The following is a 20802-nucleotide window of genomic DNA, read 5'->3' on the forward strand; positions in this document are numbered from 1 at the left end:
GTACCGTTCATAGATAAGATTAAATCTAATTAGTCTTGTCCATAGGCATAAGCGGGGTTTATGTTGCAATCATTTGCGGACACAGTATGGCTCATTCCCTTTTACTCGCTGGCGGGAATGGTGCTGTCCTTGATTTGGTCACCGGGGATTACTCGGAAAACGGGACCTCGTCCAGCGGGCTATTTGAATCTCTTGCTCACGTTTTTCTCCTTTGTTCATGCACTGTTGGCCACGGTGGCGATCGCCAACCAGCCGCCGCAGTCTTTGCACTGGACGTGGCTTGATGTTGCAGGCCTGCACTTTGACGTTCCCGTTGAAATTTCGATTTTGACGACCACTGCCCTGATGCTGATCACGGGCTTGAACCTCATGGCTCAGGTCTTTGCGATCGGCTACATGGAGATGGATTGGGGCTGGGCGCGCTTTTTTGCCCTATTGGCTCTGTTTGAAGGGGGGATGGGGGCGCTGGTGCTGCTGGATTCTCTGTTTTTTAACTATGTCATGCTCGAAATTCTGACCCTAGCGACCTATTTGCTCATTGGCTTCTGGTTTAACCAACCGCTGGTGGTGACCGGTGCCCGCGATGCCTTCCTCACCAAGCGGGTGGGAGACTTGGTGCTGCTGATGGGGGTGTTGGCGATTTATCCCCTTGCTGGCTCTTGGAACTACGACGATTTAGCGGCTTGGGCAGCTACGGCTCAGGTGGATCCCACCCTCATTACCCTAATTTGTTTGGCGCTGATTGCTGGGCCAATGGGGAAATGTGCCCAATTCCCATTGCACCTGTGGTTGGATGAAGCGATGGAAGGGCCGATTCCCGCTTCGATTCTCCGGAATGCCATTGTTGTAGCCACGGGGGCATGGGTACTCGTTAAGCTAACCCCTGTCCTGACTCTTTCCCCTGTGGCTCTGACGGCGCTGTTGGTGATTGGTAGCGTCACTGCCTTGGGGGGAACCCTGATTGCCATTGCCCAGGTGGACATTAAACGCGCCCTCTCCTATTTGGTGAGTGCCTACATGGGCTGGGTGTTTATTGCCGTTGGTCTCAAGGAGCCGGGCTTAGCCTTTGTCTTTATCCTCACCTACGGCGTGGCCATGGCACTGCTGATGATGAGCATTGGCAGCATTATTTGGAATAGCATTACCCAAGATCTGCGCCTATTGGGCGGGCTGTGGTCGCGGCGCCCCATTTCCGGTATTTCGTTTCTCGTTGGTTCTGCAGGGTTGCTGGCGGTTCCCCCCTTGGCCAGCTTTTTCCCACAGGCAGAATTGCTGGATACGGCCTTTGCCCAACTGCCTTGGGTGGGGGTGGTGCTTCTATTGATGAATGCGTTTGCTGCCTTTAGTCTTGGTCGCACGTTCTGCCTGATTTGGGGCGGTGAGGTCAAACCAATGACGGCGCGATCGCCCGAGGTCTTTTGGCCGATGATTTTGCCGATAACCGTTGATCTGGGTCTGGTGCTGCACTTGCCCATTCTCATGGGGCGCTTTGATTGGGTGATTTGGACAGATCCTTCCCTAACCACAGCAGCTGCCCTGACGGTAACCGCTATCTTGGGCTGGGGAGCAGCCGCATGGGTCTATCTCGGCAAAGCCATTCCCAAGCCGGTGCAGTTTCCGCTACCGTCGGTACAGGATCTGCTGGCCTACGATTTCTATACGCCCAAGCTCTACAAAGCCACAGTGGTGGGAGCAGTGGATATGATTTCCCGCATGACTGCTTGGTTTGATCGCACGTTGGTGGATGGCACTGGCAATGCCTTTGGCGGAGCAACCCTCCTAGGGGGCGATCGCCTGAAGTACAGTACAACGGGTCAATCCCAAGCCTATATCCTCACCATTTTGATGGGGGTCGCCCTTCTGGTGATTGCCATTTGTTGGCCACTGCTGGCTTAGTGCTCCATTCCTTGAGGTTCTTGCCCTATGCTGACGCTGTTAATTGTTTTGCCTGTCATCGGTGCGCTGCTGATGCCGCTGCTGCCAGAACGAGCCTTGCGTTCGGTTGCTTTGGTGAGCGCTGGTGTCACCTTTGCCCTGTCCCTCTGGATGCTGACGCAGTTTGATGTCCAGCAGACCGCACTACAATTTACGGAATTTGTGCCGTGGCTGTCGCCCTTGGGATTGAACTACTCCCTTGGTGTGGATGGGTTGTCCCTCCCGCTGATTGTCTTGGGGACGTTCTTAACCCTTGTGGTCGTGTTCACGGGTGAAAAAAGTGGCCATCGGCTCTTCTATGCCCTTGTTCTTTTGGCCAATGCGGGAATTACCGGGGCGTTAGCAGCACAAAATCTGCTGCTGTTTATTCTCTTTTACGAAGTTGAGTTGGTGCCCTTTTACCTGTTGATTTTGATCTGGGGCGGGCAGCGTCGCGAGCAGGCAGCGATCAAGTTTCTGATCTATACGGCAGTCTCAGGAATTCTCGTGCTAGCTGCCTTTTTGGGGATGGGCTGGCTCACCCACGCTCCTAGCTTTGACTATCAAGATATTCAGGTTGCTGGCTTGGCACCGACGACCCAAGGGATTCTGCTGCTGCTGTTGATCCTAGGTTTTGGCATCAAAATGCCCTTGGTGCCCCTTCACAGTTGGTTGCCCGATGCCTATGTGGAAGCCTCAATGCCAACCGCCATTCTCCTTGGGGGGATCCTAGCTAAGCTGGGTGCCTATGGCCTAGTGCGGTTTGCCTTAGGCTGTTTTCCAGAGGCTTGGGGGCAGTTTTCTGGCCTGCTGGCCCTTGTGGCGGCTCTTGGCATTAGCTATGGAGCACTGGCTGCGATCGCCCAAAAGGACATTAAACGCATGGTGGCCTATAGCTCCATTGGTCACATGAGCTACGTATTGTTGGCGGCAGCAGCCCATACTCACCTCAGCATCGTCGGCGCCATTGCCCAAATGATTAGCCATGGCCTGATTTTGGCATTGCTGTTCTATTTGGTCGGCGTCATTGAAACGAAAGTTGGCACCCGCGAACTCAATGTGCTCAATGGCTTGCTCAATCCTCTGCGGGGGTTACCGACCACCAGTGCTCTCCTCATTTTGGGGGGGATGGCCAGTGCCGGTATTCCAGGATTAGTGGGGTTTGTGGCGGAATTTTTAATCTTCCAAGGCAGCTATGGTACCTTCCCGATGCCAACTCTAATTGCGGTGGTGGGCACCGGCCTCACGGCTGTTTATTTTGTGATTTTGATTAACCGCACCTGCTTTGGCCGTCTTGACAATGCCACTGCCTACTACCCACGGGTGGTTTGGTCAGAGAAGTTCCCCGCTATGGTACTGACACTGCTGATTCTGGTTCTGGGCATCCAACCAACATGGCTGGTGCGTTGGAGTGAAACCACCAGTGCGCAGCTGGTTGCCGCTATCCCTACTGCCACCGAAACCGTTGCCAGTTTACCCCTATAGCTCAGCGAGGAAACCATGGTTGAAACAATTGAGCGTCCCAGTTCGGCAAAACTGCCCCCCTTGGATCACCCCCTAGCCGACATTATTTACCGCCTTGAGGCGGGGGGTGCCCTCATTCCCGACACGCCAGTGAACCTGATGAAGATCATCGGTATGTACAAGGCCTACGCCATTCCGATGGACTTTTACTGGCGGAATTTGCTGTACCTCGGCGAGCGGGTATTTATCCATCCTTTTCCCTTCTTCAAGTATTTTCCAACCAAGGACTACTTTGAGTTGGCCAATCACTATGCTGGGGATACAGCGGATCTGCGGATTTGGCGTGGCCCTGCCCATGCCCACCCCGAACTGATGGAATTTATTGCAAAGGGGGAAACAGGGAAAATGCCGCGTCTGCTCCACCACCTTTGGCACGACCGCATCAACATGGAGTTTTCCGAAAGCTTGGCGCGCTCAATGATGTGGCATCGCATGGGGGGGCAGCTGGATATCTACCTTGACTCTGAAGAGTACAAAGCCGCCGCCGATAGGGCAATCCGCGCCTACTTCAAAGGCAACCCGCTGATGCTCGGGCTGTACAAGCTCTTTCCCGACCTCTTCTTGGAGCAGGCTCGCCAAGCTACCTACATGAACGTGCTGGGGCTATTTTGGGAAGTGATGGCACCCGTCTTCTTCGAGATGAGCGATCGCTATGACGAGGGCAGCATTACCAGCGTCAAGGATGCCATGAACTTCTTGGTCAATGGAATTTTTGCCATTGCCGGTCGCCCGATTTACCACCACGTCTATATTGATGGCGAGGTGCATGTCCTTGTGCCCAAGGAAAAGGGCTTTATGTGGCTCTATGAAGCGGCCTTCCCCTATGTGGAAGCGGTCTTTTACCGCACGGCGCCCTTCCGGGGAACCAAGTCCTACAATGCCCAAGCCAATCAGGTGCCCACTGATCAGGTGGACTTCCACTATGGCATTCTCTTTGCCGATAAATTCCCTGTGGGGACGGCGGGCATTCCCCCCACACTGCTGCATCAGGACATGTATCACTTCCTACCCCAATACCTGAAGGATTACTTCCACCAGCACTGTCGCGGCGAGGATGATATTTTGGTGCAGTTGGGAATTGCCTTCCAGCACGCCATGTACACGGTGACCTCCGCTGTTTTGCAAGCAACCCGTGCCGCCTTCTACTACCCCTTAGATGATCCCAATCCGGAGCATCTCATGGCCAACCGGCGTTTCTTTGTGGCTCAGATGGATCGCTTCTTGCGACCGCAGTACGGCATTGCTGAAGCCTGCAAAATTCGCAATGTCCAAGATCCCAATTATTTGTAGGGAGTTGTAGGACAGGACACTAGGGAGAGGGGGTGTGTCTCTTCTCCCTTTTTGCTAGGCTGGAATCAAAGTGAATTTTTGTAACGAGGTAAAGCCGTGGCCAACGTGGAAATTTATACGTGGTCTCGTTGTCCTTTTTGTATTCGGGCAAAGCAATTACTGACGCGCAAAGGGGTGAAATTTACCGAGTACGTCATTGATGGCGATGAAGCGGCTCGTGCTGCAATGGCCCAACGTGCCCATGGCCGGCGATCGCTCCCGCAAATTTTTATTAACAACGAACACATTGGCGGCTGCGATGATCTCTATGCCCTAGAGGCACAAGGCATCTTGGATACGCTCCTGCAAGCGGCAGCCTAGCGGAATGGCCGTGGATATTGCCTTTATTATTGACCCGATCGCCCGCCTTGACCCCGGCCACGATACCAGTGTGGCCTTGATGGAAGCAGCGCAAGCGGCAGGCGCACAGGTGTGGGTAACGGAAATTTCCCAACTGCTGATCCGCGAAGGTCAGGTATGGGCAGCGCTCACCCCGATCCAGTTATCGCCCGTGCAACTAGTGGCCAGCCAGTGGCAGATTCCCCAACCTTGGTTTCAGACGGGGGCAGTGGAATGGCGACCCCTCAACACCTTTCGAGCCGTGTGGATGCGCAAGGATCCCCCAGTCAATACCGCCTACCTCTATGCCACGTACTGTCTTGATTTAATCGATCCCCAGACCACCCTTGTCCTCAACTCGCCCGCAGGGTTACGCCACGCCAATGAAAAGATGTATGCCCTGCAATTTACGAGTGTGATTCCCAAGACGATTGTCACAGGAGATAAGCAGCGCATTCGGGAATTTGTGCAGCAGCAGGGCATGGCGGTGCTCAAGCCCTTGGGGGGCAAAGCCGGAGAAGGCATTCTCTTTTTGCAGGCGGGCGATCGCAACCTCAATTCCATGATTGAAATCAGTACCCAACGCGGACAACTGCCCGTGATGGTGCAAGAGTATCTACCCGCGGCCAAGGAAGGCGATAAACGAATCATTCTCCTCAATGGGGAACCCATTGGTGCTGTGAATCGGATTCCCACAGGGGATGAATTTCGGGGCAATATGGCCACAGGGGGACGGGTGGCAGCAGTGGAAATTACCGAGCGCGATCGCCAGATTTGTCAAACTTTAGCCCCTGCCCTACGGCGCGATGGCCTGTACTTTGTGGGGATTGATGTCATTGGTGGCTATTTGACAGAAGTGAATGTCACTAGCCCCACGGGCGTTCGTGAGATTGATCGCCTCAATGGGACTTGCCTTGGTCAACAGGTGATGGCTTGGCTATTAGGTTAACATTGAGTCATGCTTAGCCACTCAGGGGATGTGATTCAAACCAGTAATCAAGTTTTGATAAAGCGATATGGTTCACAGCAAAGAACGCGCCCCCAGAAATAGAACAATTACGTTGACCGAGCAAGAACAAGCGAAGTATCGACAGCGACTCCTACGGTTGAGTCATCCTGTGAGCCTATCAGAAATCATTAACCGCACCATCCATCAAGATATCTTTGAGGTCATCAAGTTTCTCCCAAGTCAATTTGTTGATTTGCTGTTTATTGATCCACCTTACAACCTGAACAAAGTATTTAACTCAATTAGCTTCAAGAAAAAAAGTTTAGAGGATTACATCAACTGGCTAGAGTCTTGCTTGTCGAGTCTTGAAAAAATTCTAAAACCAACTGCATCTATTTACATTTGCTCTGATTGGGAATCCTCAACTGCTGTATTTGAAGTCATTAAAGACCGTTTTCAAATCCGCAACCGAATTACATGGGAGCGCGAGAAAGGACGAGGAGCAAGCAAGAATTGGAAAAATGCCTCTGAGGATATATGGTTCTGCACTGTTTCTAATGAGTACACCTTTAATGTTGAGGCTGTTAAGCTCAAGCGTAAAGTCATCGCTCCCTATAGAGTCAATGGACATCCCAAAGATTGGGAAGCCACGGAAGAAGGAAATTACCGCCTAACGCATCCTTCTAACCTGTGGACAGACTTAACTGTGCCCTTTTGGTCAATGCCAGAAAATACAGATCATCCCACCCAAAAGCCCGAGAAACTACTGGCTAAGGTCATTTTAGCTAGCTCCAATCCAGATGACATTATTTTTGATCCGTTCCTCGGCTCCGGAACAACCTCTGTCGTTGCCAAGAAGCTCGGTAGGCGTTTTTTGGGGGTTGAACTGGATGAGACTTATGCTTGCCTAGCGGAGAAGCGCCTTGAAATGGCTGAAGTAGATGCTTCGATTCAGGGCTATGCTGATGGCGTGTTTTGGGAAAGAAACACATTAAGTGAGCAAGGACGTTTTACGCAAAAGCAGTATCAGTGCGAAAAACTATTTCACCAACCAGAGCTTTTTCCCTAGAGGAAACATAAGAATCAATGGAAAAAAGACATATTTTCTATGGTGATCAGATTGGTCAAATCGAAGAAAACATCAAAGAACTCTTAAACTCACAGGAAGATTTCTTGTCTGCTGTGACAATCAATAGCCCAAGAGCTGTTGGCGATGCTGTTCAGCAAATTCTTGCCAATCATCTACAGGCGGTTCTTGGTGAAGAGATTTGTAAAAACTATTCAGCACATTTTGCCCGTAGAGCCATGGCTGATCTCGCTTTCAAGGATGATCAAGGATTTTACTATGTCATTGACGTGAAAACCCACAGATTGAGTACACAGTTTAATATGCCCAATTTAATTTCTGTAGAACGCCTCACTCGTTTCTATCAATCAGATGAAAATGTTTTTGCAATTTTGCTGATTGCCTATGAGGCTCAAAGAACTCGTATCGGTATTGAAAATGTTCAATTTCTGCCAATCGAGTTTTTGGGGTGGGACTGCTTAACAATTGGCGCTTTGGGTTGGGGGCAAATTCAGATTGCGAACTCTAATGTTTTAACGATTAACCGTGGCTACTCCCGTAAGCAGTGGATGCTTGAGTTGTGTGATGCATTAGCTGAATTCTATCCCCGTGAAATTAGCAAAATTGAAGGGCGGTTGAAATACTTTACAAAGGTTCGCGAGTTTTGGCTTAATCATAGCGATTAAAGCTTTTTTCATAAAGTTAAACATCATAAACCAAGCTGCAACATGGCTGTGATGTGACTGAAAACGGATAGTTGCCTTGTATAATCACTGTACTGAATCTCTTCCTTTTGCTTATAATTGATAGGCTGGATTTTTTCACGAGTCTATGAGTCGCGGCACACTCTTTGATAAGGTTTGGGAACAGCACACGGTGGCGACACTGCCCTCAGGGCAAACGCAGCTCTTTATTGGCCTGCACCTGATTCACGAAGTGACGAGTCCCCAAGCCTTTGCCATGCTGCGGGAGCGGGGATTGGCGGTGCTGTATCCGCAGCGAACCGTGGCGACGGTGGATCATATTGTGCCGACAGATACGCTGGCGCGTCCTCTCCAAGATGCCCTTGCCGAAGAGATGCTGCAAGCCCTTGAGGCGAATTGCCGTGCTCACCATATTCCTTTCTTTGGGATTGGCTCCGGTCGTCAGGGCATTGTCCATGTGATTGCTCCCGAGCAGGGGTTAACGCAACCGGGGATGACGATCGCCTGCGGGGATAGCCACACCTCTACCCACGGTGCCTTTGGGGCGATCGCCTTTGGGATTGGCACCAGTCAAGTGCGGGATGTGTTGGCGACTCAGACCCTCGCCCTCAATAAGCTCAAGGTTCGCAAAGTAGAAGTGAATGGCTCCCTTGGCTCTGGGGTCTATGCCAAGGATCTCATCCTCCACATTATTCGCCACCTTGGTGTTAAAGGCGGTGTTGGCTATGCCTATGAGTTTGCTGGCAGTACCTTTGCCCAGCTCTCAATGGAAGAGCGGATGACCGTCTGCAATATGGCCATTGAAGGGGGAGCCCGCTGCGGTTATGTCAACCCCGATGAAACCACCTTTGCCTATTTACGAGGCCGCCCCTTTGCTCCCCAAGGCAAGGCTTGGGATGAGGCGCTGGTGTGGTGGCGATCGCTCGTCAGTGATGCCGATGCTGAATACGATGATGTTGTCACATTTGCGGCTGCAGATATTGCACCGACGGTCACTTGGGGCATTACCCCCGGCCAAAGCATTGCGGTGGATGAGACCTTGCCCACCCTAGAGAGTTTGCCCGAGGCAGAACGGGCGATCGCCGCTGAAGCCTATGCCTACATGGATCTGCAACCGGGGCAGCCCATTCAAGGCACCAAGATTGATGTCTGCTTTATTGGCAGTTGCACCAATGGTCGCATTAGTGATCTGCGGCAGGCTGCCAAAGTTGTCGAAGGGCGCAAAGTCAAACCCGGTGTCAAAGCCTTTGTGGTTCCCGGTTCAGAACGGGTGAAAGCGCAAGCCGAAGCGGAGGGTCTCGATGTCATTTTCCAAGCCGCAGGGTTTGAATGGCGCAATCCTGGTTGCTCGATGTGCCTCGCCATGAATCCCGACAAGCTGCAAGGGCGTCAGATCAGTGCCTCATCTTCCAATCGCAACTTCAAAGGACGCCAAGGATCAGCAGCGGGACGGACACTCCTCATGAGTCCAGCGATGGTGGCCGCCGCAGCTATTACGGGTGAAGTTACAGATGTGCGGGCATTTCTTTGATGTCCTGCTTAATAGATATCAAGTTCTTTATCAGCCCTGTCACATTCCCTAAAGTATGAAATTATCCTCCTAGACAATGACAATAGAGACAAGGGGAGGAGCGGTTTATGTTTCCAATCTTTCCAAAAGGAGGCTGTCTATGAAAATGTTACAGGGCTTGCTAGGCGCAGTGGTTCTGGGTATGGCCTCTATTTTGCCTGCTGCTGCTGAGACGCTAGTTTCTGATAGCGGGCTGACTGAAATTTACGGCTACCAGCTTAGCCCCTTGCCGGGAGATATCTTGCCCTACACCACCAAAGTCAATGGACGAGTTTATGAGGGCACCATTAACGTCACGGCAAGCGGCAATGGCTTCGTGCGCGGCTTTTTTAGCGATCGCGATCTTGGCGGTAATTTTGGCTGTAGTGGCGAAGTAACCATTCAATGGGTACGGGATAATCGCTATATTTCCGTGTGGCGAGTTGGCGGTACTTATACGCCGCGTCTGCAATGTCCGCAAGCGGGCACCACGGCTCGTCTGAATATGCGCCTCTATCCCTAGAGAAATCAACCATACTCCTGCTCTGTAATGCGCCAGCGCGCCGAAAGAACACTGGGTTCTAAACTCAAGCGGCTCACCAGCCCTTCTACAAAGTCATCATTGCGCTCTTGACTGAGGAGTTCTGCTTCAATATGGACGCGATCGGGGGTGTCTTCAATATCCTCGCTGAGGAGCGATCGCAACTTCAGCCGACTGCCAGCTAATGACTGCAACAGCAGTGCCCGCAAATGAGCCTCTGCCTCAGCACGGCAGACAATATCACAGCGATAGCACAACTCCACTTCGGTGCCCTTGAGGGGCTGCTGATTGATGCGATAGCCGAGGGGACGCAAGAGCAGATTGGCCATGAGCACTGCCACTGCTCCTAAGGTTGCCTGATAGAGTAATCCCGAACCACACAGTGCCCCCACCGCCGCTGCACACCAGAGAGTAGCGGCCGTATTCAAACCCCGTACTGAGAGGCCTTCCCGCAGGATCACGCCCCCGCCGAGAAACCCAATACCAGAGACAATTTGGGCGGCAATCCGCGTTGGACTCGCTTCCCCCGGCGTCAAAGCCGAGAGCATGACAAATAGTGCTGCCCCCGTTGCCACGAGGGTATTTGTGCGCAGACCGGCCATGCGTTGCCGCCATTGTCGCTCCAAGCCGAGGGCTGCCCCAAGACAAAAGGCTGCTACCAAACGGACAATAAAATCACTCGTTGACATCGGTTAAAACGACAGCCCTAGGAAGACACTCACCAGATAGAAGTAGAGCAACAGCCCTGTAAAGTCCTTGATGGTTGTGATAAAGGGATCCGCCGCTGGCCCGTGGTCAAAGCCCAACTTCAGCAACACCCAAGGAAGCAATGCCCCTAAGATCGCCGCGAAGGTAATTACAACAAAAAGTGAAATCCCTACAGCCAGTCCCAGTTGGGGAATGTCGTTGGGTAGCCCTTGCCAGAAGAAGGCAATCAAGCCGCCAGCAGTTCCCAAGATAAGACCCATGATCGCACCAATGCGAAACTCGCGAAAGAGATAACCGCCATAGCGACGAATATCAATGTGCTGCCAAGCAAGACCACGGGCAAAGACAGTGGTGGATTGGGTACCGACATTGCCTCCCATGTCCATGACCACAGGAATGAAAATGGCTACGGCAACGACGGCTTCCAGAACTTCCTCAAAGTACTGAATCACGCCGCCAACAATCATACCGCCAATGAGGGTAATGATCAGGCAGATAATCCGCAGTTGCACTGCATAGCGAATGGGACCGCGCACCAGTCGTTCACTCCAAGCTTGATCGCGGTTGAGCAAGTTGCCCACACCTGCTTGCGCCAAAATGGTGCTCGTTGCCTCCTCCTCAATCAGGTCAATCACATCATCAAAGGTGATATCGCCCACCAGTCGCCCCTCTTGATCCACCACAGGAATAGCAGGGACATCGTATTCCTTGAGGAGTTTGGCTGCGGATAGTTCCGGCGCGGTCACAGCGATCGCCAGTTCCTGTCCTTGCACCAAATCTTGAAGCGGCTGGTGGGGATTTGCTTTCATCAACTGGATCGGCTGCACAAAGCCACGATAAAAGCGCTGTTCATCAATGACAAAAATAATGCTCAGGTCATTAATATCCAAGGAACTCTCACGGATAGCGGCGATCGCCTGCTCCACGGTCAAGTCTTGCCGCAGCGCCAAGTAGCGCAGATTCATGCGCCGACCAATTGTGCCCTCAGGATAGCCCAACAGCAGGTTCACGGCGTCGCGGGATTCTGAGCTTAACTGGCTGAGCAACCGTTTGGTGACCTTGGCAGGTAATTCCTCAAAGAGACGCACCCGTTGATCGGCCTCAAGGGCTTCTAGAAAATGCAGAATCTCAGGATCCGTCATCCCTTCAATGAGGGTTGCCTGCTCATCGGGAGTCAGGGCTTCAAAGACTGCGATCGCCTTGTCTTTTTCGAGGAGGCGAAAGGCCAATACCCGCTTATGGGGGTCAATTTGGCGCAGGGCGCGCACTAGCTCAGGAATCGTCAGTTGGTTGGCTGTCCGCTTGGCAGCACCGAGACCCTGCGGATAGGTCAGCAGATCATCGAGGGGATTGATTACCATCGCATTGCTCCTTCTATGGTTGACAATTTAGGGTGGGTGAGACAGGGGCATAGGCTTCGCTCAATTGATGCCAGAGATCAGCCAACTGGTTGTAGGCTTCGGATGTAGAAAGTTTCCCACTCGTATGGAGAGCAGCAATAAACCCTGCTCGTTGAGCAAATTTCTGCAGGTAGGCATCAAAGGTCAGCGCGTCTAGGGTGACGTGCCCACGGTAAAGGGTATAGGGGCACAGAAATGCCTGCTTTGCATCGTGGGTTATCATGGTTCTAAGCTCCATTGAGAAACGACAATAGGATGTTTTAGGGTTTAACGAGACAACTCAAAGGGTGAGAACTCTCCCAAGTGGGCGATCGCTTGGCTCATGACCGTAATCATCAGGTGGCCAAGGGCAACACCCAGCACTTCCGAAAGGGTAATTCCCAGCATTTCGGCCATCATGCTGAACAAACAAACTTCAAACATAGAAACTCTCCGTTGCTAATGGTTTTGCCACGCAACAACTTGAGCGATGAAAAGTAGTCGTTCAATAAAAACGCTTGACTACGGGCGATCGCTCTCAACAACAAACAGATTTGAGCCAGCCAACCTTAGGCAGACTCAGGTAGATACGAGACTGAGACCTATTGACCAATTTGCTTCGTGATCCATCTCCATTTGCAGATCGACTGCCTTGGAACGCGCGGAGATGAACCAGAAGTTCAAGCCATTAGGCAGCAGACAAGTCTGAATTCACCTCGGCGATCCTTAGGGGAGAGAGGCTCCACCTATGGCAGGGATCTTCATTAGCGGAGATGGGGTCACCAGAAGCAGCATTACAGTGACTCCTACTAGACTCCATTAAGAAAATCTCCAAAAATAGACAAATGCCAGCAGCCTAGGAAATCTTCCAACTGCCAATAGGCATTTTAGGGGGTGAGCAAGTCTTTGTCAAGGATCATATGAACAGCTAGGGCATTGCAGTGGGGCATTTCTGGTCGTATCGCCCTTTTCACAGCGATCGAACACCCTCACCCCGGTAAAAGCCCCGATGGCAGAGCACCGCACTCCCGTTATGTCGCTGATATTTCAGGAAAGGGCTGTCATTCGCTAAAATTGTTAATCATTACTTAAAGTTTTATAGTGTAAAACGTCCAGAAGTATCTTAATGCGTGATAAAAATTGTGGATTCTAGCGAATGATTATAGATGAATTTGAGCACTTTACTGAATTATTGGTCAACTACACCGATGATCTCATTTGCCTGCACGAACCGGATGGCAACTATTTATATGTGACTCCCTCCAGCAAAACCCTTTTAGGCTATTCTCCTGGAGAACTGATTGGTAAGAGTCCCTACACATTATTTCATCCTGAGGATGCAGAGCGCATTCGCAGTGGTGCCCATGCCCTCGCCCTGCAAGGCAGTGTGAATGTGATAGAAACCTATCGCATCCGCAAAAAGCATGGCGGATATGTTTGGTTGGAAACCCTCACGCACCCCATTTGTGATGCAGGGGGAAATGTTTTATTTTTAGTCTCCACATCGCGGGATATTACCCGTCGCCGTCAACTCGAGCTAGAGCTACAAGCCAAGCAAGAACTACTGGAAGCCTTTTTTCAACAATCCCTTGAGGCCTGCTTCTTCATGATGTTGGATCAGCCCATTCGCTGGGATGACACGGTCAACAAAGAGGAAATCTTGGAGTATGTCCTTGATCATCAGCGGATTACGCGTGTCAACAGTGCCTTTGCCCAGCAGTATCAATTACCGCCGCAGGAGCTGATTGGCCTGACGCCGCGCATTTGCTTTAAGGATGATCTGGAACTCGCCAAACGGCTGTGGCGAGCACTCTTTGATCTGGGCTATTTTCACATTGAAATTGAACTGCACCGCCGCGATGGTAGCTCCTTTTGGGTTGAGGGGAATTATGTGTGTCTCTACAACCAAAATAAGGAAATCATTGGCCACTTTGGTGTGCAGCGGGACATTAGCGATCGCATGCGTCTGCAAGCAGAAATTGCCCAAAAAACGGCTGAATTAGAGTATTTCTTTGGCTCCTCCCTAGAGCTATTTATGATTGCCGATAGTGAGGGACGGCTGCGGCGGGTGAATCAACACTGGCATACCTGCTTGGGCTATGACCTGAATCGGTTGGCAGGGGCAAAGTTTGAGGAATTTCTCCACCCCGGCGATCGCCCCCGCCATCGGGAGATGCAGCAACGTCTCCTTGCTGGGGAGCAAATCAGTAACCACACAATTCGCCTGCGCACCCAAGGGAGAGACTATCGCTGGTACGAATGGCAAGGCCTGCTCAGTCAAGGGCGCATCTATGGTGCTGCACGGGATGTCACGGAACAGCGCCAATTTAGCGATCGCCTGCAAGCGGCCTACAACCAAGTGACTGATATTTTGGAGAGCATGTCGGATCACTTTTTTGAAGTGGATCGCGACTTCACAGTTATCTATGTCAACGGGAATTTTTGCCGTCTAGTGGGGAAATCTGCCTCAGAGATGCTGGGGCAAAACCTCTGGGATCTCTTTCCCGATGAGCGCAACTCAATTTTTGAAAGCCAAAGTCGGCGGGCAATGGCAGAGCAAACTCCCGTCCAATTTGAAGCCTTCTATGAGGGGCTGAACCAATGGTTTGCGGTACGGGCTTTTCCCACTGGCCGAGGCCTTGCCGTTTTCTTCCGGAATATTACGCTTCAGGTGGACTCCACTACTTCGTTACAGCGACGGCAAACCCAAGCGGAACTCCTGCATCGGCTAACCTTGAAAATTCGCCGTTCCCTTGATCTGGAAACAGTTCTTAAAACCGCCCTTGAGGAAGTGCGTCAACTGCTGGGGGTCGATCGCACACTGCTTTTCCAGTTCTATGCCGATGGCCGGGGTGAGGTGGTGGCTGAATCGGTGGCGGCACCGCAGTTTTCTCTCATGCACCGCACCTTCTATGACCCCTGTTTCGACCGTGAGTCTGCCGAAGCCTATCTTCAGGGACGGGTACTGGCGGTTGCTGATATTAACACCGCTGAAATAACCCAGTGTCATCGCGACTTTCTCAACCAATTGCAGGTGCGTGCCCTCTTAGTGGTACCGATTATTGAGGAGGAACGTCTCTGGGGATTACTCCTGTGCCACCACTGCTCTTCTCCTCGACCTTGGGCAAGTGACGAGGTCGAATTGATCCGCCAACTGGGCGAACAACTGGGCTTTGGCATCAACCGCGCCGAACTGGTGACTGGGCTGCATCAGGAAAAAGAACGCTATCGGCGGGTGCTGGAGGCTCAAACAGAACTGCTCTACCGCTGTACCCCTGAAGGACACCTCACCTTTGGCAATCCCGCCTTCTTTCGCTATCTTGCTGCTGCGGGCATCAATTGTGATCTGGGGGATGTGCTCCAGCATCCCTTTGATGCGGTGACGCAGCAACGCTTCCAACAGCATCTGCAAGCCCTCACACCAGCGCAGCCCCTCAGCACAATTGAGTGTGGGGTGACATTGCCCCAAGACCAGATTCTTTGGTTTGAATGGACAACCCGCGCTTTTTTTGATCACCAGGGTCGCTGTGTGGAGTATCAATGTGTGGGACGCGACATTACCCGCCGCAAGCAAATGGAGGAGCAGCTGATTCACGATGCCCTCCACGATGCCCTAACGGGACTGCCGAACCGTACGCTGCTCCAAGACCGATTGCAGCATTGCTGGCGGCAGTATCAACGCCATCGCGATCGCCCCTTTGCGGTTGTTTTTATTGATATTGATCGCTTTAAGCGGGTTAACGATAGCTTGGGACACCAAGCAGGAGATCAGGTGCTGATTACCCTTGCCCAGCGGATGCAAAGTGTGGTGCCGGAGGGGGATACCTTGGCTCACCTGAGTGGCGATGAGTTTGTGGTGCTGTGTGAAGATCTGGATCCTGAGCAAATGGTGGCTCAGGTAGAAGCACGGGTTGCCGATCTAGAGCGGGTGATTCAGGAGCCCTTGGTCATTGATGGCCATCTGTTAAGTCTCAGTGCCAGCATTGGCGTCACCTTTAGCGATCGCGCCGACACCTCGGCCACTACCCTGTTGCGGGATGCCGATATTGCCATGTACCAAGCGAAAAAACAGGGGCTGGGGCAGTATCGGATTTTTGACCCGCAAATGCACACCCAAGCCCAGAGTTGCTTTACGCTGGAGAGTCAACTGCATCAGGCGATCGCCAACAGTGAGCTACAGGTCTATTTTCAGCCCATTGTTGAACTGGAGACGGGGGCGATCGTGGGTCTTGAGGCTCTGAGCCGTTGGTTTGATCCTGAAAAGGGTGAAATTCCTGCCGCCGAATTTATTGGCCTTGCGGAGCAAGCCGGTCTCATTGTTAGCCTTGGCCGACAGGTCTTTGAACGGGCGATGCAGGAATTCAGCCAGTGGCGGCAACAGGACAGCCGTCGCCAGACCATGACCTTGGGCATTAATATCTCGCCTCAACAACTGGTGGATGCCAACTTTGTCAGTGATATTTTGGCGGCGCTGCGCCGTGCCCAATTGCCCCCTCATCTGTTGCATCTGGAGATTACGGAAACGACCATGATCCGCAACCTTGAAGCCACATTGCAGGTGGCCGAGGAACTGCAACAACTGGGGGTTGCCCTCAACATTGATGACTTTGGCACGGGCTATTCCTCCCTGAGTCGGTTGCATCAGTTACCGATCCACGCCCTGAAAATTGATCGCTCCTTTGTCCAGAACTTAGAGAAAAGCCAAGCGGCACGGGAAATTATTGGTGCCGTGATTGCCCTCGGTAAAAGCCTGCGCTTAGATGTGGTGGCAGAGGGGGTGGAGACAGCAACCCAAGCCGCCCAATTAATCGACCTCGGTTGTCGCTATGGCCAAGGCTACCTCTTCTATCCACCATTGCCGATTAATCGCTTGTCCTAGGACTTGCTGCTGGTATCCTCATGGGGAAGAAAGGGCAGGCTTTCCCACCAACTTTGATAGTTTTTCGTCATTTCCTGCCACCAGTCGGCGGGCTGTTGCAGTGCCTGTTGCAGGCGATCGCGCTCCTGTTCGAGACGTTGAAGGTTCATCTCCAGTTGGTGATAGGTGGTTTCTAGGGTGGTGAGTTGAGCATTGAGGGCTTGGTGTTGCTGTTGCCAGTAATCGCTGCCTGCTCGCAATTGTTGATTTTCGGCGGCTATTGCCTGAAGTTGGTGCTGGAGTTGATTGCAGTGATCTTGCAGTCGCACGACTTCGGCTTCGAGGGCGGCTTTTTGCGAGGGGTGTTGTAGCGATCGCAGAATTGTCCACAGCAGAATCAGGGTGGCAACCACGCCATAGCTGGCCAGTGCCCAAGTCCCCTGTGCAGATAATGCCGCCCACACCATGGATACACCCTAGGAAAGAGATACCGCTAAGGGGGGGGCGATCGCCTCTGCAAGATATTGCCGCAGCACCATGGCCAGCCAATCGACATCGGCAGCGGTGGTCTCTCGCCCCAAGGTAATGCGTATTCCCGCTTTGGCGGTTTCAGGATCGTAGCCCATGGCCAAGAGGGTGGGACTGGGTTGGGTTTGACCACTTTGACAGGCGGATCCCGCACTAATGCCAATGCCCGCAAGGTTGAGTTGCCGTACAAAGGTTTTGCCATTCAAGGGCTGGCCGTGGCGATCGCGCACGATCAAACTCAAATGATGGGGCAACCGCTGCCATGGATGCCCTGTTCGTTCCACTTGCGGATGATCCTGCAACTGCTGCCACAGGCGATCGCGCAGTTGAGCAAGGCGCATCGGTTCTGTCGCTAGTTCAGTGGCGGCCCATTCCGCTGCCACCCCAAAACCCACCAAGGTTGGCACTGCTTGGGTTCCCGCCCTGAGGTCCAGTTCTTGTCCCCCGCCACGCAAGAGCGGTTCTAGGGGTACCCCCGATCGCACATAGAGCGCCCCCGCTCCCTGAGGGCCATAAATTTTATGACTGGACAGCGAGAGTAAATCCACCCCTAGCCGTTGCACATCCAAGGGAACTCGTCCGGCCACTTGAACCGCATCCGTATGGAAAAGCACCCCCGCCTCTTGGCAAATGGCTGCGAGTTCAGCAATGGGTTGCAGCGTGCCCACCTCACTTTGGCCGTAGATGATCGAGACCAAGACCGTGTTCGGTTGCAGGGCCTGCTGTAGTTGGGCGGGTTCCACCTCTCCCCAGGGATTCACCGCTAAGCGGGTCACTTGCCAGCCTTGAGCTTCAAGGGCAGCCGCCGGTTTGGCCACCGCTGAATGCTCGACCGCCGAAATAATTAAATGCTGAGGTTGGCGATAGCGTTGGCAAATTCCCCACAGGGCAAGATTATCCGCTTCTGTGCCCCCAGAGGTAAAAATGATTTCATCCGCTTGGGCATGAATCAGTGCTGCCACCTGCATCCGTGCCTGTTCAAGGGCGATCGCTGCACGTTGCCCCCACTCGTGAATACTCGATGGATTACCCCACTGCTGTTCATAGGCCGCCACCATCGCTGCAATAGCCTCTGCTCGACAGGGGGTTGTTGCACCATAGTCGAAATACAGTTGCATGGGCAGGAGCAGCTCCCAAAAACCAATGGCGGAACTGTCATAAAACCCAGTCCCTTAAGCCAATTGTAACCGATTATTCCCTAGCTCCTTTTTGCTGCCAAACCGCTGAATCTGAGAGATGACTTGAATTTCCCCCGCAATAATCCCCGTAACCAGCTCCTGCATTGCTTGATATTCCGTGGCGCTCAGGGAACGCTGCCACAACAATTCATTGATCTGCCGCTCTTGAGCAGGGGTTACGATCCGAGTCGCCTGAATACGGCGGATTAGCTCCAGCAGCGTCATACACCAATCCCCTTGCAATTTGCGTGTATGGTCTCAACTATGCCAGTGCTTCACAAAGCTTAACTGTGATCAACAGCACACAAAGACGTTGATCTCAATCACAAGTTCCTATTTGAGACTGAAAATAGTTGCTCTTTAGAACTCCACGTTGAGGGTGTCCCATGCCACCTGCGGATACAGGCGTTCGAGTTCCTCTAGGCAGGTAAACTTTTGCTGCCGCCGCCGCTCCAAAATCGCATTGGCTGTAGCAGCGTCAATTCCCAGTTTCTGCTGCATCTGCTGGCGCGTGGCACGGTTGATGGCGATCGCGGGGGTATTTTTCTGCGCCACCTGATCTGCTGTTGGCTCCCCTTTGTCTACACTGGGCGTTGCCAGTACTTCTGGATTGCTGCAGGAGACTTCCTTGGACATCACGCCATTGCGGGGAATCTCATAGCGCAGGAAATCACGCGCCAGACGAGTATTGGGGAAAATGGCTTGTGCTTCCGCAAGCAGATCCTCCACCTGCACGGGATTGCCGGGGGCGTAGCGGGCACTAAAGTGGGTGAGGAAGAGCAATTTCACTTGGGCAAAGGTCGCCACCTGAGCCGCCATCGTGGATGTAGAATGCAGCCGTGCAAAAGCCAGATCCGCCTCCTGATGGGAAAATGTCGCCTCGTGGATGAGGACATCCGCCTGCTGGGCTAACTCAACCGCGCTTTCACAAAAGACTGTATCGGTGCAATAAACCATACTGCGCCCCCGCTGCGGTGGATCACAGAAGTCGCGGCCATCAAAGGTGCGGCCATCTGCGAGGGTGATCGTTTTGCCCTGCTTGAGTTGACCATACAGTGGCCCAAAGGGAATTCCCAAGGCTTGGGCTTTTTCCACATGAAAGCGACCGGGGCGATCGCTCTCAGTGACGCGGTAGCCAAAGGCAGGTACTCGATGATGCAGCAGCCGACAGGTCACCGTAAACTCGCCATCACTAAAGACTTCCCCCGGCTCGACGGTATGCACCTGCAACTTGTAGGGAAGCCGCATCACAGACCAGCGCAAACAACTGGCAATGTAGCGATCCAATGTCGGCGGGCCATAGACATCAATTTGACTCACGGTTCCCGCAAGGCCACAACTGGCAAGCAAGCCCATCAGGCCAAAGATGTGATCGCCGTGCATGTGGGTAATGAAAATGCGGCGGATCTGACTGGTTCGCAGGTCACTGCGCAGCAATTGGTGCTGGGTGGCCTCACCGCAGTCAAAGAGCCAAATTTCCTTGCGCTGAGGCAGCCGCAGAGCCACACTGGAAACATTGCGGGTGCGGGTGGGTACCCCAGAACTGGTGCCTAGAAATGTAATTTCCACGCTTAGTCGTCTAGGAGTTGCAGGTCATCAAAACGAATTTCCACGGTGCTGGTTTGGCCATTTTCATGGGTGCGCACCACCTGCCGGCTCATCAGGTAGTAATTGCCGACGGGCACATAGGTATCCTCAAACTCCATTTGCCGCAGCACTTCGTTGGTTTGCGGATTGCGGAAGACAGCCACATAGTTGGTGGAAATGTAGCCTGCACCGGTATCAAGGGCTTCACGGTGGGTAATGGCAAAGGCAACTCGCCCCATGACACGGCTGACATAGACAATTTGATTGTCCCGCACCTTGTAGTTCGACCCCATGGCGTCACCGCTAACGAGGATTTCCACTGCCCCACTGGCGTCGGTTTCCCCAGTTTGGAAGGTGTTTTTGCCGTGGGCCTCTTCAAAACGGTTGCGCTTGCGGTGGACAATCACATCCCGCAATTGGTTGTAGAGGGATTCGCGAACTTGTTCGTCTTCTATGCCACTCACTTCAACGGCGTAGTCGCGGCTCACTTTTACCTGCCCGTGGTACGTGCGATCGCCCTCAATGAGCGTGACCTTGGCCGTAAAGCCGGGAAAATTCTCATCCCATGTGTAACGATTTTCGTAGGCAGCGCGAAAGAGCGCCTCAGCATCAAGAGCCTGTGTCGCTGGCATGGGGGCATCCTCAGTAA

The 20802-nt window shown here is 52.7% G+C and carries 19 protein-coding genes; 10 read left to right on the plus strand and 9 right to left on the minus strand.

Annotated features, from left to right (window positions below):
• Positions 1-60 precede the first annotated feature (60 nt).
• The 9 genes from RHJ80_RS04685 (at position 61) to RHJ80_RS04725 (ending at position 9897) form a co-directional block, all read left to right on the plus strand.
• Positions 61-1896 (plus strand): NAD(P)H-quinone oxidoreductase subunit F, encoded by a 1836-nt coding sequence (locus tag RHJ80_RS04685; protein ID WP_310801568.1) that lies wholly within the window; start codon positions 61-63, stop codon positions 1894-1896.
• 27 nt (positions 1897-1923) lie between these two features.
• Positions 1924-3399, plus strand: coding sequence for an NADH-quinone oxidoreductase subunit M (locus RHJ80_RS04690; RefSeq protein WP_310743460.1), 1476 nt, complete (start codon positions 1924-1926; stop codon positions 3397-3399).
• A 15-nt stretch (positions 3400-3414) separates the two neighbouring features.
• Entirely contained in the window at positions 3415-4728 is a 1314-nt protein-coding gene (locus tag RHJ80_RS04695; protein ID WP_310437868.1) for a CO2 hydration protein, read from the plus strand.
• 96 nt (positions 4729-4824) lie between these two features.
• Entirely contained in the window at positions 4825-5088 is a 264-nt protein-coding gene (gene grxC, locus RHJ80_RS04700; protein WP_206201279.1) for a glutaredoxin 3, read from the plus strand.
• Between the two features lie 10 nt (positions 5089-5098).
• Positions 5099-6055 (plus strand): glutathione synthase, encoded by a 957-nt coding sequence (gshB, locus tag RHJ80_RS04705; RefSeq protein ID WP_310801690.1) that lies wholly within the window; start codon positions 5099-5101, stop codon positions 6053-6055.
• A 67-nt stretch (positions 6056-6122) separates the two neighbouring features.
• The gene (locus RHJ80_RS04710) at positions 6123-7124 is read left to right on the plus strand and encodes a DNA methyltransferase (RefSeq protein WP_315863346.1); all 1002 of its coding nucleotides are present in this window, start codon (positions 6123-6125) and stop codon (positions 7122-7124) included.
• A gap of 17 nt (positions 7125-7141) precedes the next feature.
• Positions 7142-7807 carry a hypothetical protein gene (locus RHJ80_RS04715; protein WP_310801570.1) on the plus strand — a complete coding sequence of 222 codons (666 nt, stop codon included), beginning with the start codon at positions 7142-7144 and terminating at the stop codon, positions 7805-7807.
• A 145-nt stretch (positions 7808-7952) separates the two neighbouring features.
• Positions 7953-9356: a 3-isopropylmalate dehydratase large subunit gene (gene leuC / locus RHJ80_RS04720; RefSeq protein WP_206201283.1), complete on the plus strand. Its 1404-nt coding sequence runs from the start codon at positions 7953-7955 to the stop codon at positions 9354-9356.
• A gap of 139 nt (positions 9357-9495) precedes the next feature.
• Complete coding sequence (locus RHJ80_RS04725; RefSeq protein ID WP_206201284.1) at positions 9496-9897, plus strand: hypothetical protein; 402 nt, start codon at positions 9496-9498, stop codon at positions 9895-9897.
• Positions 9898-9902: 5 nt separating this feature from the next.
• On the opposite strand, the gene RHJ80_RS04730 is transcribed toward RHJ80_RS04725, so the two are convergent.
• Genes RHJ80_RS04730 through RHJ80_RS04745 form a run of 4 tightly spaced genes read right to left on the minus strand, consistent with a single transcriptional unit; the run spans position 9903 to position 12446 of the window.
• On the minus strand, positions 9903-10604 hold the full coding sequence (locus tag RHJ80_RS04730; RefSeq protein WP_206201285.1) for an MgtC/SapB family protein: 702 nt from the start codon (positions 10602-10604) through the stop codon (positions 9903-9905).
• A 3-nt stretch (positions 10605-10607) separates the two neighbouring features.
• The gene (gene mgtE, locus RHJ80_RS04735) at positions 10608-11984 is read right to left on the minus strand and encodes a magnesium transporter (RefSeq protein ID WP_302676640.1); all 1377 of its coding nucleotides are present in this window, start codon (positions 11982-11984) and stop codon (positions 10608-10610) included.
• A 13-nt stretch (positions 11985-11997) separates the two neighbouring features.
• The gene (locus tag RHJ80_RS04740) at positions 11998-12246 is read right to left on the minus strand and encodes a hypothetical protein (protein ID WP_310453268.1); all 249 of its coding nucleotides are present in this window, start codon (positions 12244-12246) and stop codon (positions 11998-12000) included.
• Between the two features lie 44 nt (positions 12247-12290).
• Positions 12291-12446, minus strand: coding sequence for a hypothetical protein (locus tag RHJ80_RS04745; RefSeq protein WP_206201287.1), 156 nt, complete (start codon positions 12444-12446; stop codon positions 12291-12293).
• Between the two features lie 712 nt (positions 12447-13158).
• Here RHJ80_RS04745 and RHJ80_RS04750 point away from each other — a divergent pair.
• The gene (locus tag RHJ80_RS04750) at positions 13159-16881 is read left to right on the plus strand and encodes an EAL domain-containing protein (RefSeq protein WP_310801571.1); all 3723 of its coding nucleotides are present in this window, start codon (positions 13159-13161) and stop codon (positions 16879-16881) included.
• Here RHJ80_RS04750 and RHJ80_RS04755 read toward each other — a convergent pair.
• From RHJ80_RS04755 to RHJ80_RS04775, 5 genes are all read right to left on the minus strand, one after another.
• The gene (locus RHJ80_RS04755) at positions 16878-17327 is read right to left on the minus strand and encodes a hypothetical protein (RefSeq protein ID WP_206201289.1); all 450 of its coding nucleotides are present in this window, start codon (positions 17325-17327) and stop codon (positions 16878-16880) included. The two genes, RHJ80_RS04750 and RHJ80_RS04755, sit on opposite strands and share 4 nt — an antisense overlap.
• Positions 17328-17336: 9 nt before the next feature.
• Positions 17337-18506, minus strand: coding sequence for a cysteine desulfurase family protein (locus RHJ80_RS04760; protein WP_302678992.1), 1170 nt, complete (start codon positions 18504-18506; stop codon positions 17337-17339).
• A 54-nt stretch (positions 18507-18560) separates the two neighbouring features.
• Complete coding sequence (locus tag RHJ80_RS04765; protein WP_149817400.1) at positions 18561-18791, minus strand: hypothetical protein; 231 nt, start codon at positions 18789-18791, stop codon at positions 18561-18563.
• A gap of 135 nt (positions 18792-18926) precedes the next feature.
• Positions 18927-20135 (minus strand): ribonuclease Z, encoded by a 1209-nt coding sequence (locus RHJ80_RS04770; protein ID WP_310801572.1) that lies wholly within the window; start codon positions 20133-20135, stop codon positions 18927-18929.
• A 2-nt stretch (positions 20136-20137) separates the two neighbouring features.
• Positions 20138-20785 carry a DUF3386 domain-containing protein gene (locus tag RHJ80_RS04775; protein ID WP_302678993.1) on the minus strand — a complete coding sequence of 216 codons (648 nt, stop codon included), beginning with the start codon at positions 20783-20785 and terminating at the stop codon, positions 20138-20140.
• Between the last annotated feature and the right edge of the window lie 17 nt (positions 20786-20802).

The sequence above is a fragment of the Thermosynechococcus sp. QS41 genome (assembly GCF_031583515.1).
In the GTDB taxonomy this organism is placed as follows: Bacteria; Cyanobacteriota; Cyanobacteriia; order Thermosynechococcales; family Thermosynechococcaceae; genus Thermosynechococcus.